The organism is Secundilactobacillus odoratitofui DSM 19909 = JCM 15043, assembly GCF_001434895.1.
Lineage (GTDB): Bacteria > Bacillota > Bacilli > Lactobacillales > Lactobacillaceae > Secundilactobacillus > Secundilactobacillus odoratitofui.
Genome location: NZ_AZEE01000028.1, coordinates 640,217 through 658,079, shown reverse-complemented (window position 1 = coordinate 658,079; position 17,863 = coordinate 640,217). Strand labels below are relative to the sequence as shown.

19 protein-coding genes are annotated in these 17,863 nt (G+C 45.0%); all 19 read left to right on the top strand.

The genetic code is table 11. The features are described from left to right. Positions 1–3 precede the first annotated feature (3 nt). The 19 genes from murD (at position 4) to FD04_RS07975 (ending at position 17,861) form a co-directional block, all read left to right on the top strand. On the top strand, positions 4–1,386 hold the full coding sequence (gene murD, locus FD04_RS08065; protein WP_056948168.1) for a UDP-N-acetylmuramoyl-L-alanine--D-glutamate ligase: 1,383 nt from the start codon (positions 4–6) through the stop codon (positions 1,384–1,386). Beyond that, on the top strand, positions 1,386–2,480 hold the full coding sequence (murG, locus tag FD04_RS08060; RefSeq protein ID WP_056948166.1) for an undecaprenyldiphospho-muramoylpentapeptide beta-N-acetylglucosaminyltransferase: 1,095 nt from the start codon (positions 1,386–1,388) through the stop codon (positions 2,478–2,480). The genes murD and murG overlap by 1 nt, the downstream gene beginning before the upstream one ends. A gap of 17 nt (positions 2,481–2,497) precedes the next feature. Continuing rightward, entirely contained in the window at positions 2,498–3,334 is an 837-nt protein-coding gene (locus tag FD04_RS08055) for a cell division protein FtsQ/DivIB (protein WP_056948164.1), read from the top strand. A 185-nt stretch (positions 3,335–3,519) separates the two neighbouring features. Then, positions 3,520–4,839, top strand: coding sequence for a cell division protein FtsA (gene ftsA / locus FD04_RS08050; protein ID WP_056948162.1), 1,320 nt, complete (start codon positions 3,520–3,522; stop codon positions 4,837–4,839). 23 nt (positions 4,840–4,862) lie between these two features. Next, positions 4,863–6,077 carry a cell division protein FtsZ gene (gene ftsZ, locus FD04_RS08045; protein ID WP_056948160.1) on the top strand — a complete coding sequence of 405 codons (1,215 nt, stop codon included), beginning with the start codon at positions 4,863–4,865 and terminating at the stop codon, positions 6,075–6,077. 40 nt (positions 6,078–6,117) lie between these two features. Then, positions 6,118–6,555 carry a cell division protein SepF gene (locus tag FD04_RS08040; RefSeq protein ID WP_420806521.1) on the top strand — a complete coding sequence of 146 codons (438 nt, stop codon included), beginning with the start codon at positions 6,118–6,120 and terminating at the stop codon, positions 6,553–6,555. An 11-nt stretch (positions 6,556–6,566) separates the two neighbouring features. Further along, on the top strand, positions 6,567–6,854 hold the full coding sequence (locus FD04_RS08035) for a YggT family protein (RefSeq protein ID WP_268873324.1): 288 nt from the start codon (positions 6,567–6,569) through the stop codon (positions 6,852–6,854). A gap of 12 nt (positions 6,855–6,866) precedes the next feature. Beyond that, positions 6,867–7,649 (top strand): YlmH family RNA-binding protein, encoded by a 783-nt coding sequence (locus FD04_RS08030; protein WP_054701223.1) that lies wholly within the window; start codon positions 6,867–6,869, stop codon positions 7,647–7,649. 22 nt (positions 7,650–7,671) lie between these two features. Then, complete coding sequence (locus FD04_RS08025; RefSeq protein ID WP_054701221.1) at positions 7,672–8,376, top strand: DivIVA domain-containing protein; 705 nt, start codon at positions 7,672–7,674, stop codon at positions 8,374–8,376. 266 nt (positions 8,377–8,642) lie between these two features. Continuing rightward, a complete protein-coding gene (gene ileS / locus FD04_RS08020; protein WP_056948156.1) occupies positions 8,643–11,453 on the top strand; it encodes an isoleucine--tRNA ligase in 2,811 nt (936 codons plus the stop codon). Between the two features lie 179 nt (positions 11,454–11,632). Then, a complete protein-coding gene (locus tag FD04_RS08015) occupies positions 11,633–11,860 on the top strand; it encodes a cold-shock protein (RefSeq protein WP_476707410.1) in 228 nt (75 codons plus the stop codon). A 19-nt stretch (positions 11,861–11,879) separates the two neighbouring features. Further along, entirely contained in the window at positions 11,880–12,431 is a 552-nt protein-coding gene (locus FD04_RS08010) for an NUDIX hydrolase (protein ID WP_054701218.1), read from the top strand. Beyond that, positions 12,432–12,740: a hypothetical protein gene (locus FD04_RS08005; RefSeq protein WP_056948151.1), complete on the top strand. Its 309-nt coding sequence runs from the start codon at positions 12,432–12,434 to the stop codon at positions 12,738–12,740. 31 nt (positions 12,741–12,771) lie between these two features. Continuing rightward, complete coding sequence (locus FD04_RS08000; protein ID WP_054701212.1) at positions 12,772–13,458, top strand: 5'-methylthioadenosine/adenosylhomocysteine nucleosidase; 687 nt, start codon at positions 12,772–12,774, stop codon at positions 13,456–13,458. A 24-nt stretch (positions 13,459–13,482) separates the two neighbouring features. Continuing rightward, positions 13,483–14,646, top strand: a complete 1,164-nt coding sequence (locus tag FD04_RS07995) for a cysteine desulfurase family protein (RefSeq protein WP_054701209.1) — start codon at positions 13,483–13,485, stop codon at positions 14,644–14,646. A 1-nt stretch (position 14,647) separates the two neighbouring features. Continuing rightward, the gene (locus FD04_RS07990) at positions 14,648–14,995 is read left to right on the top strand and encodes a DUF1831 domain-containing protein (RefSeq protein ID WP_056948149.1); all 348 of its coding nucleotides are present in this window, start codon (positions 14,648–14,650) and stop codon (positions 14,993–14,995) included. 119 nt (positions 14,996–15,114) lie between these two features. Beyond that, the gene (mnmA, locus tag FD04_RS07985) at positions 15,115–16,239 is read left to right on the top strand and encodes a tRNA 2-thiouridine(34) synthase MnmA (protein WP_056948147.1); all 1,125 of its coding nucleotides are present in this window, start codon (positions 15,115–15,117) and stop codon (positions 16,237–16,239) included. Positions 16,240–16,472: 233 nt separating this feature from the next. Continuing rightward, a complete protein-coding gene (locus FD04_RS07980) occupies positions 16,473–17,132 on the top strand; it encodes a histidine phosphatase family protein (protein WP_056948145.1) in 660 nt (219 codons plus the stop codon). 12 nt (positions 17,133–17,144) lie between these two features. Continuing rightward, complete coding sequence (locus tag FD04_RS07975) at positions 17,145–17,861, top strand: tetratricopeptide repeat protein (protein ID WP_056948143.1); 717 nt, start codon at positions 17,145–17,147, stop codon at positions 17,859–17,861. Positions 17,862–17,863: the final 2 nt, after the last annotated feature.

The following is a 17,863-nucleotide window of genomic DNA, read 5'->3' as shown; positions in this document are numbered from 1 at the left end:
GTAATGAAGCGTATCAAGACGTATGAAGGTAAACGTGTCATTGTAGTTGGGTTAGCAAAGAGTGGTTTGAATGCGGCACGACTGTTAAAAAAATTAGGCGCAATTGTAACGGTATCAGATCAGCAACCATTGGCCGATAATACAGAGGCACAGGCCCTGGAGGCTGAAGGTGGCTATACTGTGCTGACCGGTGAACAATCACCATCTCAGCTTGACGCTGGGTTTGACTTAATGGTTAAGAATCCTGGTATCCCATATGATGTGCCGTTGATTAAAGCAGCAGTTGATCAACAGCTGCCAATCATCTCAGAAATTGAATTGGCGAGTGAAGTCTCTGAGGCCGAGTTAATTGCGGTTACTGGCAGTAACGGTAAAACCACGACGACAACCATGATTACTAAAATGATGAATCAAGAACGTCACAGTGGTAAAAGTGCCTACGCAGGTAATATTGGTGTACCCGCGTCCTCAGTTGCCCAATCACTGACTGAAGACGATACACTTGTGATGGAAGTTTCCAGCTTCATGCTATTAGGGACCACGTCATTTCACCCGCACATTGCTGTTTTAACCAATATTTTTGCGAACCACTTGGATTATCACAAGACGCGTGCAAACTACGTCAAGGCTAAAATGCGAATCACGGCCAACCAAACCGCTGATGACTACTTCGTGGTGAACTTCGATAGTGACGAACTGGTTGAATTAAGTCAACAAAGTCAGGCTAAAGTTGTGCCTTTTTCACGGTTGGGCAAAACCAAGGAAGGTGCCTACGTTTCTGAAGGCACGTTATATTATCAAGACCAAGCTATCATGAAGGCCAGTGAGATCAAAGTGCCAGGAGAACACAACGTTGAAAACGCGTTGGCTGCGATTGCCGTTGCCAAGATTGAGGGCCGTTCTAACGATGCAATCAAGCACGTCTTAACGACTTTTGGTGGTGTTCGCCATCGGACGCAATATGTGCTAACCAGTGAAGGCCGAATTTTTTATAATGATTCAAAAGCGACTGATATTGAAGCCACTGAAATGGCGTTAAAGGGCTTCAAGCAACCCGTTGTTTTGCTTGCGGGTGGTCTTGATCGTGGTTACACTTTTGAGCGACTAGTGCCGTTCTTCAAGGACCACGTTAAGGGGATCGTTTTATTCGGTGAAACCAAACACCTGTTGGCCGATGCAGCCAAGGCGGCGGGAATTACTGAGATTCATTTTAGTGGAAATGCAGAGTCAGGGGTGGCAGAAGCGTATCAACTTAGTGCCCCGGGCGATGTGATTTTGCTGTCGCCTGCCAATGCAAGTTGGGATCAATACCCGAATTTTGAGGATCGTGGCGACCGATTTATTAAAGCCGTAGAAGATTTAACCGGTAAAAAGGAGGAACTCTAATGCGATTAATGGTTTCTGGCGGTGGAACGGGTGGCCACATCTATCCCGCTCTTGCCGTGATTAATGAATTAAAGCGCCAGGATCCGGATGCCGAAGTGCTATATGTCGGTTCACACCGAGGAATTGAAAGTACCATCGTACCAAAACAGGGAATCGCATTTGAAGCCATGACGATTCAGGGGTTTAAACGTTCATTGTCGTTAGAGAATTTCAAAACAGTCTACCTGTTTTTGAAAGCCGTTCACGAAGCGAAGAAGCTTGTTCGTCAATTTAAGCCAGACGTTGTGTTAGGCACTGGCGGCTATGTTTCTGGGGCGGTTTTATACGCTGCGGCTAAGTTACACGTTCCAACGGTTATCCACGAGCAAAACAGTGTGGTAGGTATGACCAATAAGTTCTTAAGTCGCTATGTCGATAAAATCGCGATCAATTTCGAAGCGGCTCGATCGCAGTTTCCAGAAAATAAAGTGGTCATGACCGGGAATCCTCGAGCCCAAGAAGTGGCCAACATCGAAAGTCATTTTAGCCTGACGACGTTGGGCCTCAAAGATGATGTACCCACTGTGTTGGTTGTCGGGGGTTCGCAAGGCGCCCTAAAGTTGAACCAGGTGATGGTTGAGTCACTCACAACTTTGGCTAAGCGACCTTACCAGGTGGTCTTTGTGACCGGACCCAAGCGTTATGACAGCGTGATGGCCAAAGTCGCGGCGACCGAGGAAAGTGACAATATTTCGATTCAATCTTATATCAGTAATATGCCAGAGGTCTTGCCGAAGATGGCGGGGGTAGTCGGTCGTTCCGGTGCAACGACACTGGCTGAATTGACCGCGTTGGGTGTCCCATCAATTTTGATTCCAAGCCCATACGTGACTGCTGATCATCAAACCAAGAACGCCCAGAGTCTCGTTAAAGCCAACGCCGCATTAATGATTCGAGAAAGCGATTTGACGGCAACCACCTTGACCGCTGCGATTGACCAGTTGATGACGGACGACAACACCCGTGCAGCAATGGCTGCCGCTGCTAAAAAACTTGGCAAACCCCACGCAGCGACCGAGATGTTGGCGTTATTAAAATCAGTTAGCGCTAAGTAATTAGGAGTGATCACAAGATGCCATTTAAAATCAATCGTGACAAATCAAATCGCCACGTTGCCGTAACGCCTTGGGAAAAGTATCAGTCTCAAGAAGCACAACGGGTACAAAAAAAGCCGGGCCGAGTGCAGCGAATCGGTGCGAAATTACCACGGTTGAAACAGCAAAAACAACGCCGACTAGCCCAACGAATGGGGCTGTTGATTGGAATTTTTGTGGTAATCTTGTTGATCAGTGGTTATTTTGTGAGTCCGCTGAGCCATATTGGGCAGGTGACAGTCAACGGCAATCAGGCGATGTCCAAAAAACAAGTGCTTAAGATGACTGGTTTGCACCATGGCGATTCGATCTATAAAGTGATAGGTCGAGAGCAAAAATTAGCCAAACAAATCAAGTCGGATAACGTTCGGGTTCAACAGATTCGCTTTAGCGTCAAACACTTGAATCATCTGACAATCCAACTTAAAGAATACCCAACAGCAGGTTTTGTACCAGCTAATGGGTATTACCGGGTGGCACTCACAAGTGGCGTTGTCTCAAATGAAAAACAGCAACAACCATCCGGTAACTATCCAGTTTACGATAAATTTAAGTCCAAGACACAGTTGGCTAAAATGATTCGCCAGTACGCCAAACTATCACAAAACATCCAGACGGGCATCTCAGAAATTCAATTTTCACCAACGAAAGCCAATCCTGGACGGGTCCATCTGTATATGAATGACGGCAACGAGGTCTACGCCAGTTTGAGCACTTTTGCCAGTAAAATGGCCTATTATCCAAGTATCGCCGCCAAAATGACACACAAGGGAATTATTAATTTAGAAGTTGGGGCTTATTCATATTCTTTCTAAACGGTGTCAACACCCCCAGCAATCCGGGGTTGGTTTTTAACTAAATCAAGAAAGCGCCTAATTCCGCAATCTGTCGGCAATTATGCCTTTTTTATGACAGTCAATTTGTGGTAAACTGGAAAGTAAAATAGGATTATTTTTTACGGGAATTCATTAAATCGAAATCAGAGGAGGCTCCTGCAATAATGGATACTTCAGGCATGTATGTAGGACTTGATATCGGGACAACCTCAATCAAAGTCATCGTAGCAGAGTATTTAGAGGGACAACTCAACGTGTTGGGGGTTGGTAACGAACGCTCAGCTGGCTTGAGTCGTGGTGTCATCGTCGATATTGATAAAGCAAGTGAAGCAATTAAACGGGCTGTTAAAACAGCTGAAGAGAAGGCTAGCATTCAGATTCATGATGTGATTGTTGGCATCTCGGCTAATAAATTAAAAATTGAACCAGTAAGTGGCATGGTTGCAATTGGTGATCAGGCTAGAGAAATCACAGATCAAGATGTGCGTGACGTCGCTGCCGCTGCAATCATTCAAAACTTACCGCCGGAGCGTGAAATCATTAATTTAGTTCCAGACGAATTTATCGTTGATGGTTTTGATGGTATCAAGGATCCGCGGTCAATGGTTGGTGTTCGTCTTGAGATGAACGGCATGTTGTTTACTGGTCCAAAAACAATCGTACATAATACCAAAAAAGCGGTAGAACAAGCGGGGCTCAACCCGCAACTCGCCGTGGTGAGTCCGATTGCGCAAGGTTTAAGCATCCTTAGCGATGGTGAACAAGACTTCGGAACGGTGTTGTTGGATCTTGGCGGTGGTCAAACGACGGCTGCTGTGATTCATGACCACCGACTGAAGTATGCGGAAGTTGACCCTGAGGGTGGCGACTATATCACCAAAGATATTTCGGTGGTCTTAAACACGTCACTTGAAAACGCCGAAAAACTCAAACGCAACTACGGGTTTGCTGATTCAACACGTGCTTCGGAGGATAATTCTTTTCCAGTGGACGTGGTTGGTCAAAGTCGGCCAACCGATATCTCAGAGCAATACTTGGCTGAAATTATCGAAGCAAGGTTGCTACAGATTTTTGATAAACTGAAGGCACAACTCGCGGCAACTAATGCGCTGACACTGCCTGGTGGTATTGTTTTGACAGGTGGCGTTGCCGCGCTACCAGGAATTAGTGATTTGGTCAAAGAGGCTTTTGACGTGACGGTTCGTGTGTCGATTCCGGATCAGATGGGATTACGTCATCCGTCATTTACACAGGCACTGTCACTGGTCAACTACCGTGGCAAAATGAGTGAAGTTGATTTACTTGTCCAGTCTGCGGTCACGGGTAACCAACAGTTAGCGACTCACGTCGTCAAACAAGTTGCCCCACAGCCGGCTGAGAGTCAGCCAACACCTGAGCGCCCTAGAACTACTGAAACAAGGACAAAACAACCGAAAAAACGCGGTCAAGGGATTAAGAAATTTTTCAGCGATTTCTTTGATTAGCCAGATAACTGGAGGGATTTGAAATGGAATTTTCGTTAGATTCAACACAAAACCGAGGCGCCAACATTAAAGTGATTGGTGTTGGTGGTGGTGGCGGTAATGCCGTTAACCGGATGATTACAGAAGATGTTAAAGGCGTCGAGTTTATCGTTGCAAACACTGATGTACAAGCACTTGAAGCTTCTAAAGCTGAGACTAAGATTCAGTTAGGACCCAAGTTGACCCGCGGCTTAGGTGCTGGGTCTAACCCTGAGATCGGTTCGAAGGCTGCTCAAGAAAGCGAAGAACAAATCAGCGAGGCACTATCAGGTGCAGATATGGTTTTCGTGACGGCCGGCATGGGCGGCGGTACTGGTAATGGTGCTGCACCTGTTGTTGCCAAGTTAGCTAAGGAACAAGGCGCACTAACGGTTGGGGTAGTGACCCGACCATTTACGTTCGAAGGCCCAAAGCGTTCACGGTTTGCGGCTGAGGGTGTGGCCGCAATGAAGGAAAACGTTGATACGTTGATCGTCATTGCCAACAACCGCCTCTTGGAAATTGTTGACAAGAAGACGCCGATGATGGAAGCATTCCAAGAAGCCGATAACGTCTTACGTCAAGGTGTGCAAGGTATCTCAGACTTAATCACTAGTCCTGGTTACGTTAACTTGGATTTCGCCGATGTGAAGACCGTGATGCAAGATCAAGGCTCTGCTTTAATGGGTATTGGTTCTGCTAATGGCGAAAACCGGACAGAAGATGCCACCAAGAAAGCTATCTCATCACCATTGCTTGAGGTTTCAATCGATGGTGCCGAACAAGTCTTACTTAATATTACGGGTGGTCCCGACTTATCATTATTTGAAGCACAGGCTGCTTCAGAAATCGTGTCACAGGCTGCCACCAGCGACGTTAACATTATTTTTGGGACGTCAATTGATGAGAACTTGGGCGATGAGGTTCGAGTTACTGTTATTGCAACTGGTATCGATAAGAAAAACAGGGATGGTAAGGCACCAGAACGTCGAAGTGTAGAAACTGGCAGAGATACCCGAATTGATCAGCCTGATACTTTCGGCACAACTGGCGAGCAGCCGGCCAAGCCGCTGGAACGACGAGACCGGACAGAATTTGACGGCGTTTCAAAACCAGATTTCAGTGTCTTTAACAACGACGATGATTCAGCTAATCAAACCAGTGATGATTCAGGGCTTGATACACCACCGTTTTTCAAACACCGTCGTAAAAACGACTAAGCAAGTATGGTAACGAGCCATCCGACAGAAGGGAGCGTTAATCATGGGTAAGTTTAGTATGAGCAGATTTTTTGGTGTTGATGAATATGATAATGACGCCGAAGCGCCCCAACATGAACGTGAACAAGTTGCCGAAAAGCCGGAAACGGCTACGAGACGGGTACACCATGATTCAAATAAGGTCGTGTCATTGAATGCGCCACGGCCATCGGTTAATAAAATTGCGTTATTTGAGCCTCGACTTTATGCTGACGTTCAAGAGATTGCAAGTCAGTTACTGAATCAACAAGCAGTAATTGTTAACTTTGCACGAATTGATGACGCCACTGGTCGCCGAATTGTTGATTTTCTTACTGGAACGGTGTTTGCCATTGATGGTGACATTGAACGAGTGGGCGATGCCATTTTCTTGTGCACCCCCAAAAACTTTGAGGTGAGCGGTGATTTGTCAGCCAGCTTGGGTGACAAGCTTAAATAAGGAGTGAGTCTTTGATCGCATTTATTAGTTTTGTGTTTTGGTTACTCGGCAAATTACTAGATCTTTATATCCTAGCAATTGTCGTGTACGCTTTAATGAGTTGGTTCCCAGGCGCCTATCAAACCAAGTTAGGCCAACTACTGGGTGCCATCGTTGAACCGTTTCAACGTTGGTTTAACTTTGCATCAATCGGTATGATTGGCTTTGCACCAGTCGTTGCAATTTTTGTCCTCGGCATTGTGCGGAGCGGTTTAGTTTATCTTGAACAAATTATTTTTCACCTCATGGGTGTTATGTAGGAGGAGTTGACGTTGGCTGATCACATCACGCAGCATTTTCGCGGTGAAGAAGCACCGTTTGTTGAAAGTGCCACGGGTTTTATCCAACAGGCCAGTGATGAATATCGGCCGATTTTAACCCACTTTTTAAATCCACGGCAGCAATATATCTTGTCGACACTGGTTAACCGTGATTCTGATTTGAAGATTGCTTTTAATGGCGGTTATCCAGGTGCTGAGATGTGTCGCGGCATGATTTATCCCGCTTATTTTGATGAGGCAAGCTTGGATTTTGAACTGAATTTATTTGAAGTTGACTATCCAGTGAAGTTTACGGATCTTCAACATGGCCAAATTCTAGGGTCCATGCTTGGTGCGGGAATAGATCGAGAAGTCCTCGGCGATATCATTACCGATGGCATCAGGTGGCAAGTTTTTACCACTGAAGATATGAGCCGCTATATTGCTTCACAGGTGGATCGGATGGGCAAAATTAAGGTGCGTTTAAAGACAATTGATTTAGACGAACATCTTTTTCCCCTCAACGCCTGGGAAGAAGAGAGTACCACACTTTCTTCTACGCGGCTCGACAACGTGGTGGCAACTGGATTTCATCTTTCAAGACACCACGCCAAGGAACTAATTGAAGCTGGTCGGATTCAGCTTAACTGGAACGTTTTTGAGCGACCGGACTATCAATTAGCCTTTCAGGATGTGATTTCCGTACGCGGTTTCGGCCGGGTACGTTTAACAAGTGTCAACGGTGTGACCAAGAAGGATAAGTTAAAAGTCACGCTGTCAGTCTTACACAAATAGTGTAAATGGGGAGGAACGAGCTATGGTACTTAGCCCACTGGATATTCATAATAAAGAGTTTTCATCAAAGTTACGGGGATACAACGTTGATGAGGTTAACGATTTTCTTGAACAGATCATCAAGGATTATCAAATTACCTTAGATCAAAACAAGACGCTGACGGATCAATTGGCAGCTGATGAAGAAAAACTCAAGTATTTTAACGACCTGAAGGATTCTTTGAACCAATCAATTATTGTTGCGCAAGAGGCTGCGGATAAAGTTCGTGCTAACTCTCAAAAAGAAGCTGAAATCATTAACCGTGAGGCCCAAAAGCAAGCCAACGACACGATCAGTGAAGCCACCAAAAAGGCTAACCAGCTGATTCAAGAAGCTTCTAAACGGGCTCAAAACCTTGCCGTTGAAACGGATGATCTTAAGAAGAGCACGCGGGTCTTTCGTCAACGTTTACAAGTTATGCTTGAAAGCCAGTTAGAAGAAATTAAGAGTGATAATTGGAACAACCTCTTAAAGGACGACGGTACTTCCACATATGCCGAGATTCAAAAGGCAATTGAGGAAAACAAGCTTGACAATGAGAATGATGATGGCGTAAACTCAGAATCACAAGTAACTGATGAAGATCAACCCGCTAAGGAGATTTACGACGCAGATCAACCCGTTGATCCGGACCATGATCAAACCATGGAAACTGTCGTTATTTTCCCCGATGACGAGAAAAAGTAGTCAGCTACTCAATAATTTAAGCGTAGAGAGAATAGAAAGACTTGTGAGACGTTTTAGAGAGCCAGCGATTTGGTGAGAAGCTGGTAACCACTGTCACATTTCAGATCATCTTTCAGCTGTTCGTTCGAGATGTAGGGCGGGCCGGTTCGACACCGTTATCGGTTATGATAAGTATGTTTATTTTAAAATTGGGTGGTACCACGAAGACTTCGTCCCTTGAGATGAGGTCTTTTTTTGTACCAGTCAAAAATCAAGGAGGGACCCAAATGCGGGTAAAAGACACGTTAAACTTAGGCAAAACTAAGTTTAAGATGCGCGGTAACTTACCAGTCAAAGAAGCTGAACGTCAAAAGGCTTGGGCTGATAACGATGTGTATCAATTAAGACAAAAATTGAACGAAGGTAAACCAACGTTTATCTTACATGATGGCCCACCATATGCGAATGGTGACATCCATATGGGCCACGCGTTAAACAAAATTTCAAAGGACTTTATCGTTCGATACAAGTCAATGAACGGTTTTCGCGCCCCTTACGTCCCTGGTTGGGACACCCATGGTTTACCAATCGAACAAAAGCTCACACAGCAGGGGTATGACCGTAAGAAAATGTCCACCACTGAATTCCGTAAGCTTTGTCGTCAATATGCGTTAGAACAAGTTGACCGACAACGTGAAGAATTCAAGCGCTTAGGTGTCGCAGGTGACTGGGACAACCCATATTTGACCCTGAAGCCAGAATTCGAAGCCCAAGAAGTACGGGTATTTGGTGCTTTTGCCAAACGCGGCTTGATTTTTAAGGGTAAGAAGCCCGTCTTTTGGTCATGGTCATCTGAATCGGCAATGGCTGAAGCCGAAGTTGAATACCATGATGTGACCTCACCATCCGCTTTTTATGGTGAACAAGTGGTTGATGGTAAGGGTGTTTTGGAAAATGGCTCTACATACATGGTGGTCTGGACTACCACACCATGGACGATTCCAGCTTCCGAAGGGATCACGATTGATGCCGGGTTTAACTATTCAGTTGTCCAACCAAAAGGTGATGATCGTAAGTTTGTTTTAGCAACTGAATTGGTTGCTGATTGTGCCGAAAAGTTTGGTTGGGAAGACGTCCAAACTTTAAAGACGGTGAAGGGTCAAGAATTAGAAAACGTGTTGACGCAACATCCATTTTATCCAGACCGTCAATTAGTCACAATGCTTGGTGACTTTGTGACCTTGGATGCTGGGACGGGTCTTGTTCATACCGCGCCAGGTTTTGGTGAAGATGACTTTTACGTTGGTCAAAAGTATGGTTTGGACATTTTAGTACCTGTTGACGATAAGGGTTATATGACCAGTGAAGCCGGTCCAGATTTTGAAGGCGTCTTTTATGATGATGCCAACCAAATTTCATTGGACAAGCTGAAGGCGGCCGGCCTGTTGTTGGATTACATGCCTTACGAGCATAGTTATCCATTTGACTGGCGCACTAAAAAACCGGTTATTTTCCGGGCCACTCCACAATGGTTTGCTTCTGTTGATAAGATGCGTGATGAAATTTTAGCAGCCATTGACGATGTTACGTTCTATCCATCATGGGGCAAAAAGCGCCTCCACAACATGATTCGTGACCGTGGCGACTGGGTGATCTCACGTCAACGGGTTTGGGGTGTACCGCTGCCAATCTTCTACGGTGAAGATGGTGAAGCAATTATTACACCAGAAACAATCGAACACGTTGCCCAATTGTTTGAGAAGTACGGTTCAGACGTTTGGTTTGATCGTGAAGCCAAGGATTTATTACCAGATGGTTTTACCTCACCACATTCACCAAACGGTCAATTCACCAAAGAGACCGACATCATGGATGTTTGGTTTGATTCAGGTTCTTCTCACCAAGGGGTCTTGGTTGAACGTCCTGAACTTGAGTATCCAGCCGATATGTACCTTGAAGGCTCTGACCAGTATCGTGGCTGGTTTAACTCTAGTTTGATCACTAGTGTTGCTGTTTCAGGCCACGCCCCTTACAAGAGCGTCGTTTCACAAGGCTTCACACTTGATGGTGAGGGCCACAAGATGAGTAAGTCGTTGGGCAACACCATTGCGCCAGCAGAGGTCATTAAGCAAATGGGGGCCGAAATCGTCCGGTTGTGGGTTGCTTCCGTTGATAGTAGTGCGGACGTTCGTGTTTCAATCGAAGCCTTTACCAAGATTTCAGACTCATACAAAAAGATTCGTAACACGATGCGTTATATGCTTGCCAACACAAGTGACTTTGACCCCAAGACTAACGCCGTGCCTGTAGACGATTTGGCATCCGCTGATAAGTACATGCTTGCTCAGTTTAACCAATTCGTTGAAAGCGTGAAGGGCCACTACGATCAATATGATTTCTTGGATATCTACAAGGAATTAATGAACTTTGTGATTTCTGACTTGTCAGCGTTCTACTTGGACTTTGCCAAGGATATTTTATACATCGATGCCCAAGATAGTCATTCACGGCGCTCGATGCAAACGGTCTTGTATACGATTGCGGTTGGTTTAACGAAGCTTTTAACCCCAATTTTGCCACATACAACTGAAGAAATTTGGCCATTCCTCAAGGAAACTGAAGATTACGTTCAATTAGCTGAAATGCCAGCGGCTGAACACTTCGAAGGTGAAGCACAACTGGTTGCAAACTGGGATGCTTTCATGGCCATGAGAAGTGACGTCTTGAAATCACTTGAAGAAGCGCGTGACCAAAAACTAATTGGTAAGGCTTCTGAAGCCAAGTTGGGGCTTTATCTTGATGATAAACATGACGAACTATTAAACAGTTTGAATACTGATGTTCGTCAAGTTCTGATGGTTTCAGGCCTAGCCACGGCATCGTTGAATGACGCACCAGCTGAAGCTGAAAACTACAACGATGGTGTTGCAGTTACCGTTGCTAAAGCTGATGGTGAAGTTTGTGATCGTTGCCGGATGACCCGTGAGGACGTGGGTGAAGATTCAGCTTACCCTCACTTCTGCGGTCGTTGTGCGAAGATTGTTCGCGAAAACTTCCCGGAAACGGTCGACAGTGAATTTGAGGACTACGAAGCTTAAATTTTGGTCTTAAATCGGTGACACGTTGCGTGCAACTTGATTTAACGTACCAAGCTAGTTTAAAATGATGATTGAGTATTTTTATAATAGTGCTTGATTGTCGTAACTAACCAAATGTAAAGTAGGTTCGAAACGACGGTTTTGAACCTACTTTTTTTAATGACTGAGGTGAGAACGTGATAAAGGGAACGGTAGAACGATACAATGAACAAAACGGCTTTGGCTTTATTAAATCTGAAGCGGGTGAAAAAGTGTTTGTCCATTATACTGGTATCGAAATGGCGGGTTTTAAAAAATTAACACCTGGTCAAAAAGTGCAGTTTGTGATTGTTGAAGGCCAAAAGGGGCCACAAGCTGCACGTGTTCGAGCAATCAATGAAACAGCTTCAACATCAACTGACGACTAATGGAGATGGGAGGCCAATCATGACGTTAGAAGAGAAGGTTATTGGTCATGAACCAATTTATGATGGCGCCATTATTAATGTTGAACGCCAAACGGTGAAGTTACCAAACGGTGAAACGGCCCATCGGGATATTGTGCACCATTCAGGAGCGGTGGCCGTGTTGGCAATCACTGATGATCAAAAGATGATCTTAGTTAAGCAGTGGCGCGCGCCAATTGCTGCGACTACATTAGAAATACCGGCGGGAAAGCTAGACGAACGTGATCAAAATGATCCGGCACACGCAGCCATGCGTGAACTTAACGAAGAAATTCGGTTGAAAACGGATCACTTAACCAAATTGGCCGGCTTTTATTCCTCAGTTGGGTTTTCAGATGAGTATATGACCCTCTATTTAGCGACTGATTTAACGCCGGTCGATCGGGCTCTGCCACGAGATCAGGGTGAAAACCTTGATATTAAAGCATATTCCTTAGACGAACTTAAAAACATGATTGCTGCCGGCGAAATTGCGGATGCTAAGACCATCATGGCTGTTTGGCAATTCGAAATTTTACAATTGCAAAAGTAGGTGACCAATATCGCATTACACGATGATCAACAACCAACCGATGAACGAGATCAACCATTAAGTCGATCCGCTTATCGACAACAACAACGGCAAGAACAGGTCGACTTTGATAAGCGCGATAAACAGCGACTTAGAGCTGAAAAGCGTTATGCAAAACAACACAGTGAGCCGACGTACGATGAGGCGACTCAAACCAGCCTGACTGAAGCTAAAATAGCCCGCTTAAAGTACCGTTTAAATTGGACGATTTTTGGGCTGAGCGCTGGGATTATTATTGTTTTTTTGATTTTATTTTTTGTTGAATTTTAACTAATCTGAATTATGAAGTGAGGACAATTGAATGAAGTACGGTATTTTATGTGCCATGGATGAAGAGATTGAAACCCTGCATCGGGCGTTGCAACAACCTAAAGAAACTAATATTTCAGGTGTTTCTTTTTACGAGGGCACCATTAGCGGTGCGGAAGTCGTTTTAGTCCGTTCTGGTATTGGTAAGGTGCAAGCAGGATTAACGACGGCCTTATTGATCACGCAATTCAAGGTGGATGTGGTGATCAATTCTGGTTCAGCAGGTGGAATTGGTGAAGGCTTACACGTTGGTGACGTTGTGTTGTCGACGCAAACGGCCTACCATGACGTGGATGCGCGTGCGTTTGATTACGTTTACGGTCAATTACCTGGTCAACCAGCTCGATTTGATGCCGATCTTAAGTGGGTTGACCGAATTGAGCAGGCTGCCAAAAGCACTGGACTGACGGTCAAAAAAGGATTGATTGTGTCTGGTGACCAGTTCATTGCCAGCTCAGAGGCGGTTGACGCAATTTTAGCGCATTTTCCTGATGCACTTTCAAGTGAAATGGAAGGCGCCGCGGTCGGACAAGTTGCGCATCAATTCAAGACCCCATACGTGGTAGTTCGCGCCATGTCCGACGTTGGCGATGAGAATGCCGGTGTCAGTTTTGACGACTTTATTATCGAGGCAGGTAAACGTTCCGCACAAATGTTATTGGCGTTATTTGCTGCATAAGGTTGTAAACAAGGAGTTAGAAAAGTGAAAGAAATCTATTTAGACAACGCTGCAACAACCCCAATCTCAAGTGAAGTATTGGCTGAGATGACGGACAAGTTGCAAAACGTTTACGGTAATGCATCGACGTTGTATGGCTTAGGTCGTGAGGCACATACAATCTTGGAAAATAGTCGGCACACGATTGCGCAGAGTTTAAATGCCGATGACGACGAGATTATTTTTACCAGTGGTGGGACCGAAAGTGATAACACCGCAGTGATTCAAACGGCGTTATCAAGACAATCATTGGGTAAACATATTATTACCACGGCAATTGAACACGAAGCCATCCTAAAACCACTTCACTACCTCGAAACGTTGGGGTTTGAAGTCACCTATCTTCCAGTTGATGAAACTGGCGAGATTAGTTTGGCTGATTTTAAGGACGCGCTGCGTGATGATACCATCTTAGTGACAATTATGATGGGCAATAATGAGGTTGGGAGTCGGATGCCAATTCATGAAATTGGTGAAATTCTCAAGGATCATCAAGCTTGGTTCCATACGGATGCTGTTCAGGCGTATGGCTTATTAGATATTGATGTTAAACGTGACCATATCGATATGCTGTCAACGTCTGCCCATAAAATTAACGGGCCAAAAATGGTCGGCTTTTTGTACCGGCGAACTGGCGTGAACTTTCCAAGCTTCCTAAAGGGCGGTGACCAAGAAGAAAAACGTCGAGCCGGGACAGAAAACATTCCGGGTATCGCCGGCTTTGCAGCAGCTGTTCAGACAATTACGCCTGAAGAAAAAGTCCATCGTCAGGATAAGTATGCGCAATACAAGCAACAGATCATTGATGGTCTAACGCAAAAGGGCGTGCCGTTTGCCGTCAATGGGTCGTTAAAGGCAGATAACCTGCAGCACGTGCTTAACATTTGGATCAAAGGCGTTTCAACGTACGTGATGCAAACCAATCTTGATTTGGCAGGAATTGCGGTTTCCGGTGGTTCTGCATGTACCGCTGGTTCAATTGAACCAAGCCACGTGTTGACCGCGATGTTTGGTTCAGATAGTCCACGGATATCTGAATCAATTCGAATTAGTTTTGGTCGGTATACTACGGAAGACGACGTTGAAGCACTGGTCGATAACATTGCAAAAATTGTCTCGCGGGTAAAAGCGCGCAGTGAGGTGAACTAACATGGCATTTGATAAAACAACCAAACTTTTAGGTGATCAACAAGCTTACACAATTAGTCAGCAAATTAAAAAATTTTCACTGAAAGACGTTGGCTTCCAGGAAACTAAAAATGGCAATTTCATCTTAAAACGGTCACTTGATCCAAGTTCTCCATACAATGCTGCAGTCGAGTTAAAAGTAACGGTTAATTCGGATCTGAACGGCTTTAAGTTTGCCGCGCTAGCTGCTAATGGCATGCGCGAAGTCAATATTTTTAAGATGGAAAAATCAGCAGCTTACTTGGAACAATTCCACTACATCATGGCCACTTTAAGTGACCGTGAGATTATCGAACCGGTCCAAGCGTAATGCTGTGAGTATCATCACTTGCATTCGCTTCTAGACCCGTGTAATATCATTTATACTGGATTTTTGCGACCTTCAACTCGTGGATTCTCCAGAATCTGTTATGAAGTGATGGTGATTTTATGCAAGACAATAGCCATACGAGAGTGGTTGTCGGCATGAGTGGCGGGGGTGACTCGTCAGTTGTCGCACTACGCTTGAAGCAACAAGGCTATGACGTTGTTGGTGTGTTCATGAAAAACTGGGACGACACTGACGAAAACGGCGTATGTACAGCTACCGAGGATTACAAAGACGTCGCTAAAGTTGCTGCGAAGATTGGGATTCCTTATTATTCAGTTAACTTCGAAAAGGAGTATTGGGACCGGGTCTTTACTTATTTCTTAGATGAGTACAAGAAGGGCCGGACGCCTAACCCAGACGTTATCTGCAATAAGGAGATCAAGTTCAAGGCTTTCTTGGATTATGCTTTAGATCTTGGTGCTGATTACATTGCAACTGGCCACTACGCGCAGTTGAACCGAGACGCAGATGGTCACATGCACTTGATGCGTTCCGTGGATACTAACAAGGACCAGACTTACTTCTTGAGTCAGCTTTCAACCGAGCAGCTTGACCGCGTGATGTTCCCAATTGGCGACATTACGAAGCCAGAGGTGCGTCAGATTGCTGAAGAGGCCGGTTTAGCGACCGCCCACAAGAAGGACTCCGTTGGCATTTGCTTCATCGGCGAAAAGAACTTTAAGAGTTTCTTAGGTCAATACTTACCAGCAACGCCTGGTAAGATGATGACGGTCGATGGTGATATCAAGGGCGATCATGCTGGGTTAATGTATTACACGATTGGCCAGCGTCGCGGTCTTGGTATCGGTGGCGATGGTGAGGATAATGAGCCATGGTTTGTGATCGGTAAGGACTTGAAGAAGAACATTTTGTACGTTGGTAAGGGTTATCATAATGAGCACCTTTACGCCACGCACCTTGATGCTTCTGATATTCACTGGGTCAACACCATTGATCGTGGCCAAGATTTTCACTGTACAGCTAAGTTCCGGTACCGTCAGGTGGATACTGGCGTAACGGTTCACTTGTCTGATGATGGTCAAAAGGTAACGGTTGAGTTTGATGACCCAGTGCGTGCAATCACACCAGGTCAGGCCGTTGTCTTTTATGACGGTGCTGAGTGCTTAGGTAGTGCCATTATCGATGCTGCTTACAGCAAGAGTCGTCAATTACAGTACGTTTAAATTGTAGTCAACTGAATGGGGTTTGCTTTTAACCTATTCAATATATCGGGTCCTGAGATTTTAATTTAAAATCTCGGGACTTTTTTTGTTCGATTTTGTGCGCCCATTGATTGAATATTGGTGACGAACTATGTGACACTGACTTGAAAACCTGTCATAATAGAAATGATTTCAAAATTTTGAGAGAAATAATTATCAAGACGTCAGCATATTGTCAGTAGTGAGGGATTAGATTGAAACTATATTTTTTAAGACACGGCAAAACCCAATGGAACCTAGAATCTCGGTATCAAGGTGCGGGTGGTGATTCACCATTGTTGCCGCAAAGTTATGATGAAATCCGCCAGGCGGGTACCTATTTGAGCCAGATTCAATTTGCACACATTTTTGCGAGCCCAATTAAACGAGCCCGCGATACTGCATTGACGGTTCGACAAAGTTTACCTGGACAGCCCACACTTAGCCTGCTCAGTCGACTAGAAGAGTTTCATTTAGGTCGCATGGAAGGGATGCTTTTTAAGGAAGCCCAAGCTACTTTTCCGAAAGAGTTTGACGCTTTTAGGAATGCACCAGCCGATTATCGACCAGTTCAAATTGGTGGTGAGAGCTTTCAGGAGTTGATTGACCGCATGACACCCGCTATTTTAAACATTGTGCGCCAATACCCGGCACCAGACCAAAACGTTTTGATTGTTAGTCATGGTGCGGCTTTGAACGCAGAAATTAACGCCTTACTTGAAACACCATTAGCGCACTTACGGGACCGTGGCGGGCTCAGCAATACGTCAACGACCATCTTGGAAACCACGGATCTGGGTCAGCATTTTAACCTAATCGCGTGGAACAAGACCGATTATTTAAAACGACAACTTGATGCAACGGATACAATTTAATGAGGTGAAATTATGACACAGCAACCGCAAGCGGGAAATGACGTTAAAAAGGCTGAACGGGATGCGAAACAAAAACAATCTGAGGCGGTTTTACACCGACTCGTGCAAGAAATCGATGACAATCCGGATGATTATCATACTTACTACGATTTAGGCGCACTCTTAGTTAATCTAAAGAGTTATACCCAAGCAGAAGAACTGCTGGTAAAAGCACTCGGTCTGTTTGCTGACAAGAGTCGGCAAGCTAAGGACACGCTAACGTACGGTCTTGGCAATGTATACTATGAAGCTGGGGAATATCAAAAAGCCATCGAACAATTTAATCAGGTGAAGGACACTAAGCTTAAGAGCGATGCCTATTTGATGTTAGCTCAGAGTTACATGGGGAATAACGATCATAAAACGGCGCTGGCTTTTGCTTTAACGGCTGCTCAAAATCGCCAACAAGATCCTCAGGTCAATCAGTTAATCGCGGATAATCTGTTAGCTGTTGGAAGTTTTAAAGACGCGACCACCTACTACGATAAGGTGTTAGCCAGTGACCCGAAAAACGGGCGTGCTCAGTTTGACCGAGGGATTTGTGCGGTTGTGCTAGGAGTGGATGCCACCAAGTATTTTGAGGCGGCTAAAAAACTTGATCGTGATTATTACGACAAGGGTCAGTCACGGTTGACTGATATTCAAAACCTATTACTCAAACCAAAAAATACGACGAAAAGTGACCAGTAGAA

What these genes read in the sequence shown, in the direction of transcription:
- murD (WP_056948168.1), top strand. Translation starts at nt 4, where the DNA reads ATGAAGCGTATCAAGACGTATGAAGGTAAACGTGTCATTGTAGTTGGG.
- murG (WP_056948166.1), top strand. Translation starts at nt 1,386, where the DNA reads ATGCGATTAATGGTTTCTGGCGGTGGAACGGGTGGCCACATCTATCCC.
- FD04_RS08055 (WP_056948164.1), top strand. Translation starts at nt 2,498, where the DNA reads ATGCCATTTAAAATCAATCGTGACAAATCAAATCGCCACGTTGCCGTA.
- ftsA (WP_056948162.1), top strand. Translation starts at nt 3,520, where the DNA reads ATGGATACTTCAGGCATGTATGTAGGACTTGATATCGGGACAACCTCA.
- ftsZ (WP_056948160.1), top strand. Translation starts at nt 4,863, where the DNA reads ATGGAATTTTCGTTAGATTCAACACAAAACCGAGGCGCCAACATTAAA.
- FD04_RS08025 (WP_054701221.1), top strand. Translation starts at nt 7,672, where the DNA reads ATGGTACTTAGCCCACTGGATATTCATAATAAAGAGTTTTCATCAAAG.
- ileS (WP_056948156.1), top strand. Translation starts at nt 8,643, where the DNA reads ATGCGGGTAAAAGACACGTTAAACTTAGGCAAAACTAAGTTTAAGATG.
- FD04_RS08010 (WP_054701218.1), top strand. Translation starts at nt 11,880, where the DNA reads ATGACGTTAGAAGAGAAGGTTATTGGTCATGAACCAATTTATGATGGC.
- FD04_RS08000 (WP_054701212.1), top strand. Translation starts at nt 12,772, where the DNA reads ATGAAGTACGGTATTTTATGTGCCATGGATGAAGAGATTGAAACCCTG.
- FD04_RS07990 (WP_056948149.1), top strand. Translation starts at nt 14,648, where the DNA reads ATGGCATTTGATAAAACAACCAAACTTTTAGGTGATCAACAAGCTTAC.
- mnmA (WP_056948147.1), top strand. Translation starts at nt 15,115, where the DNA reads ATGCAAGACAATAGCCATACGAGAGTGGTTGTCGGCATGAGTGGCGGG.
- FD04_RS07975 (WP_056948143.1), top strand. Translation starts at nt 17,145, where the DNA reads ATGACACAGCAACCGCAAGCGGGAAATGACGTTAAAAAGGCTGAACGG.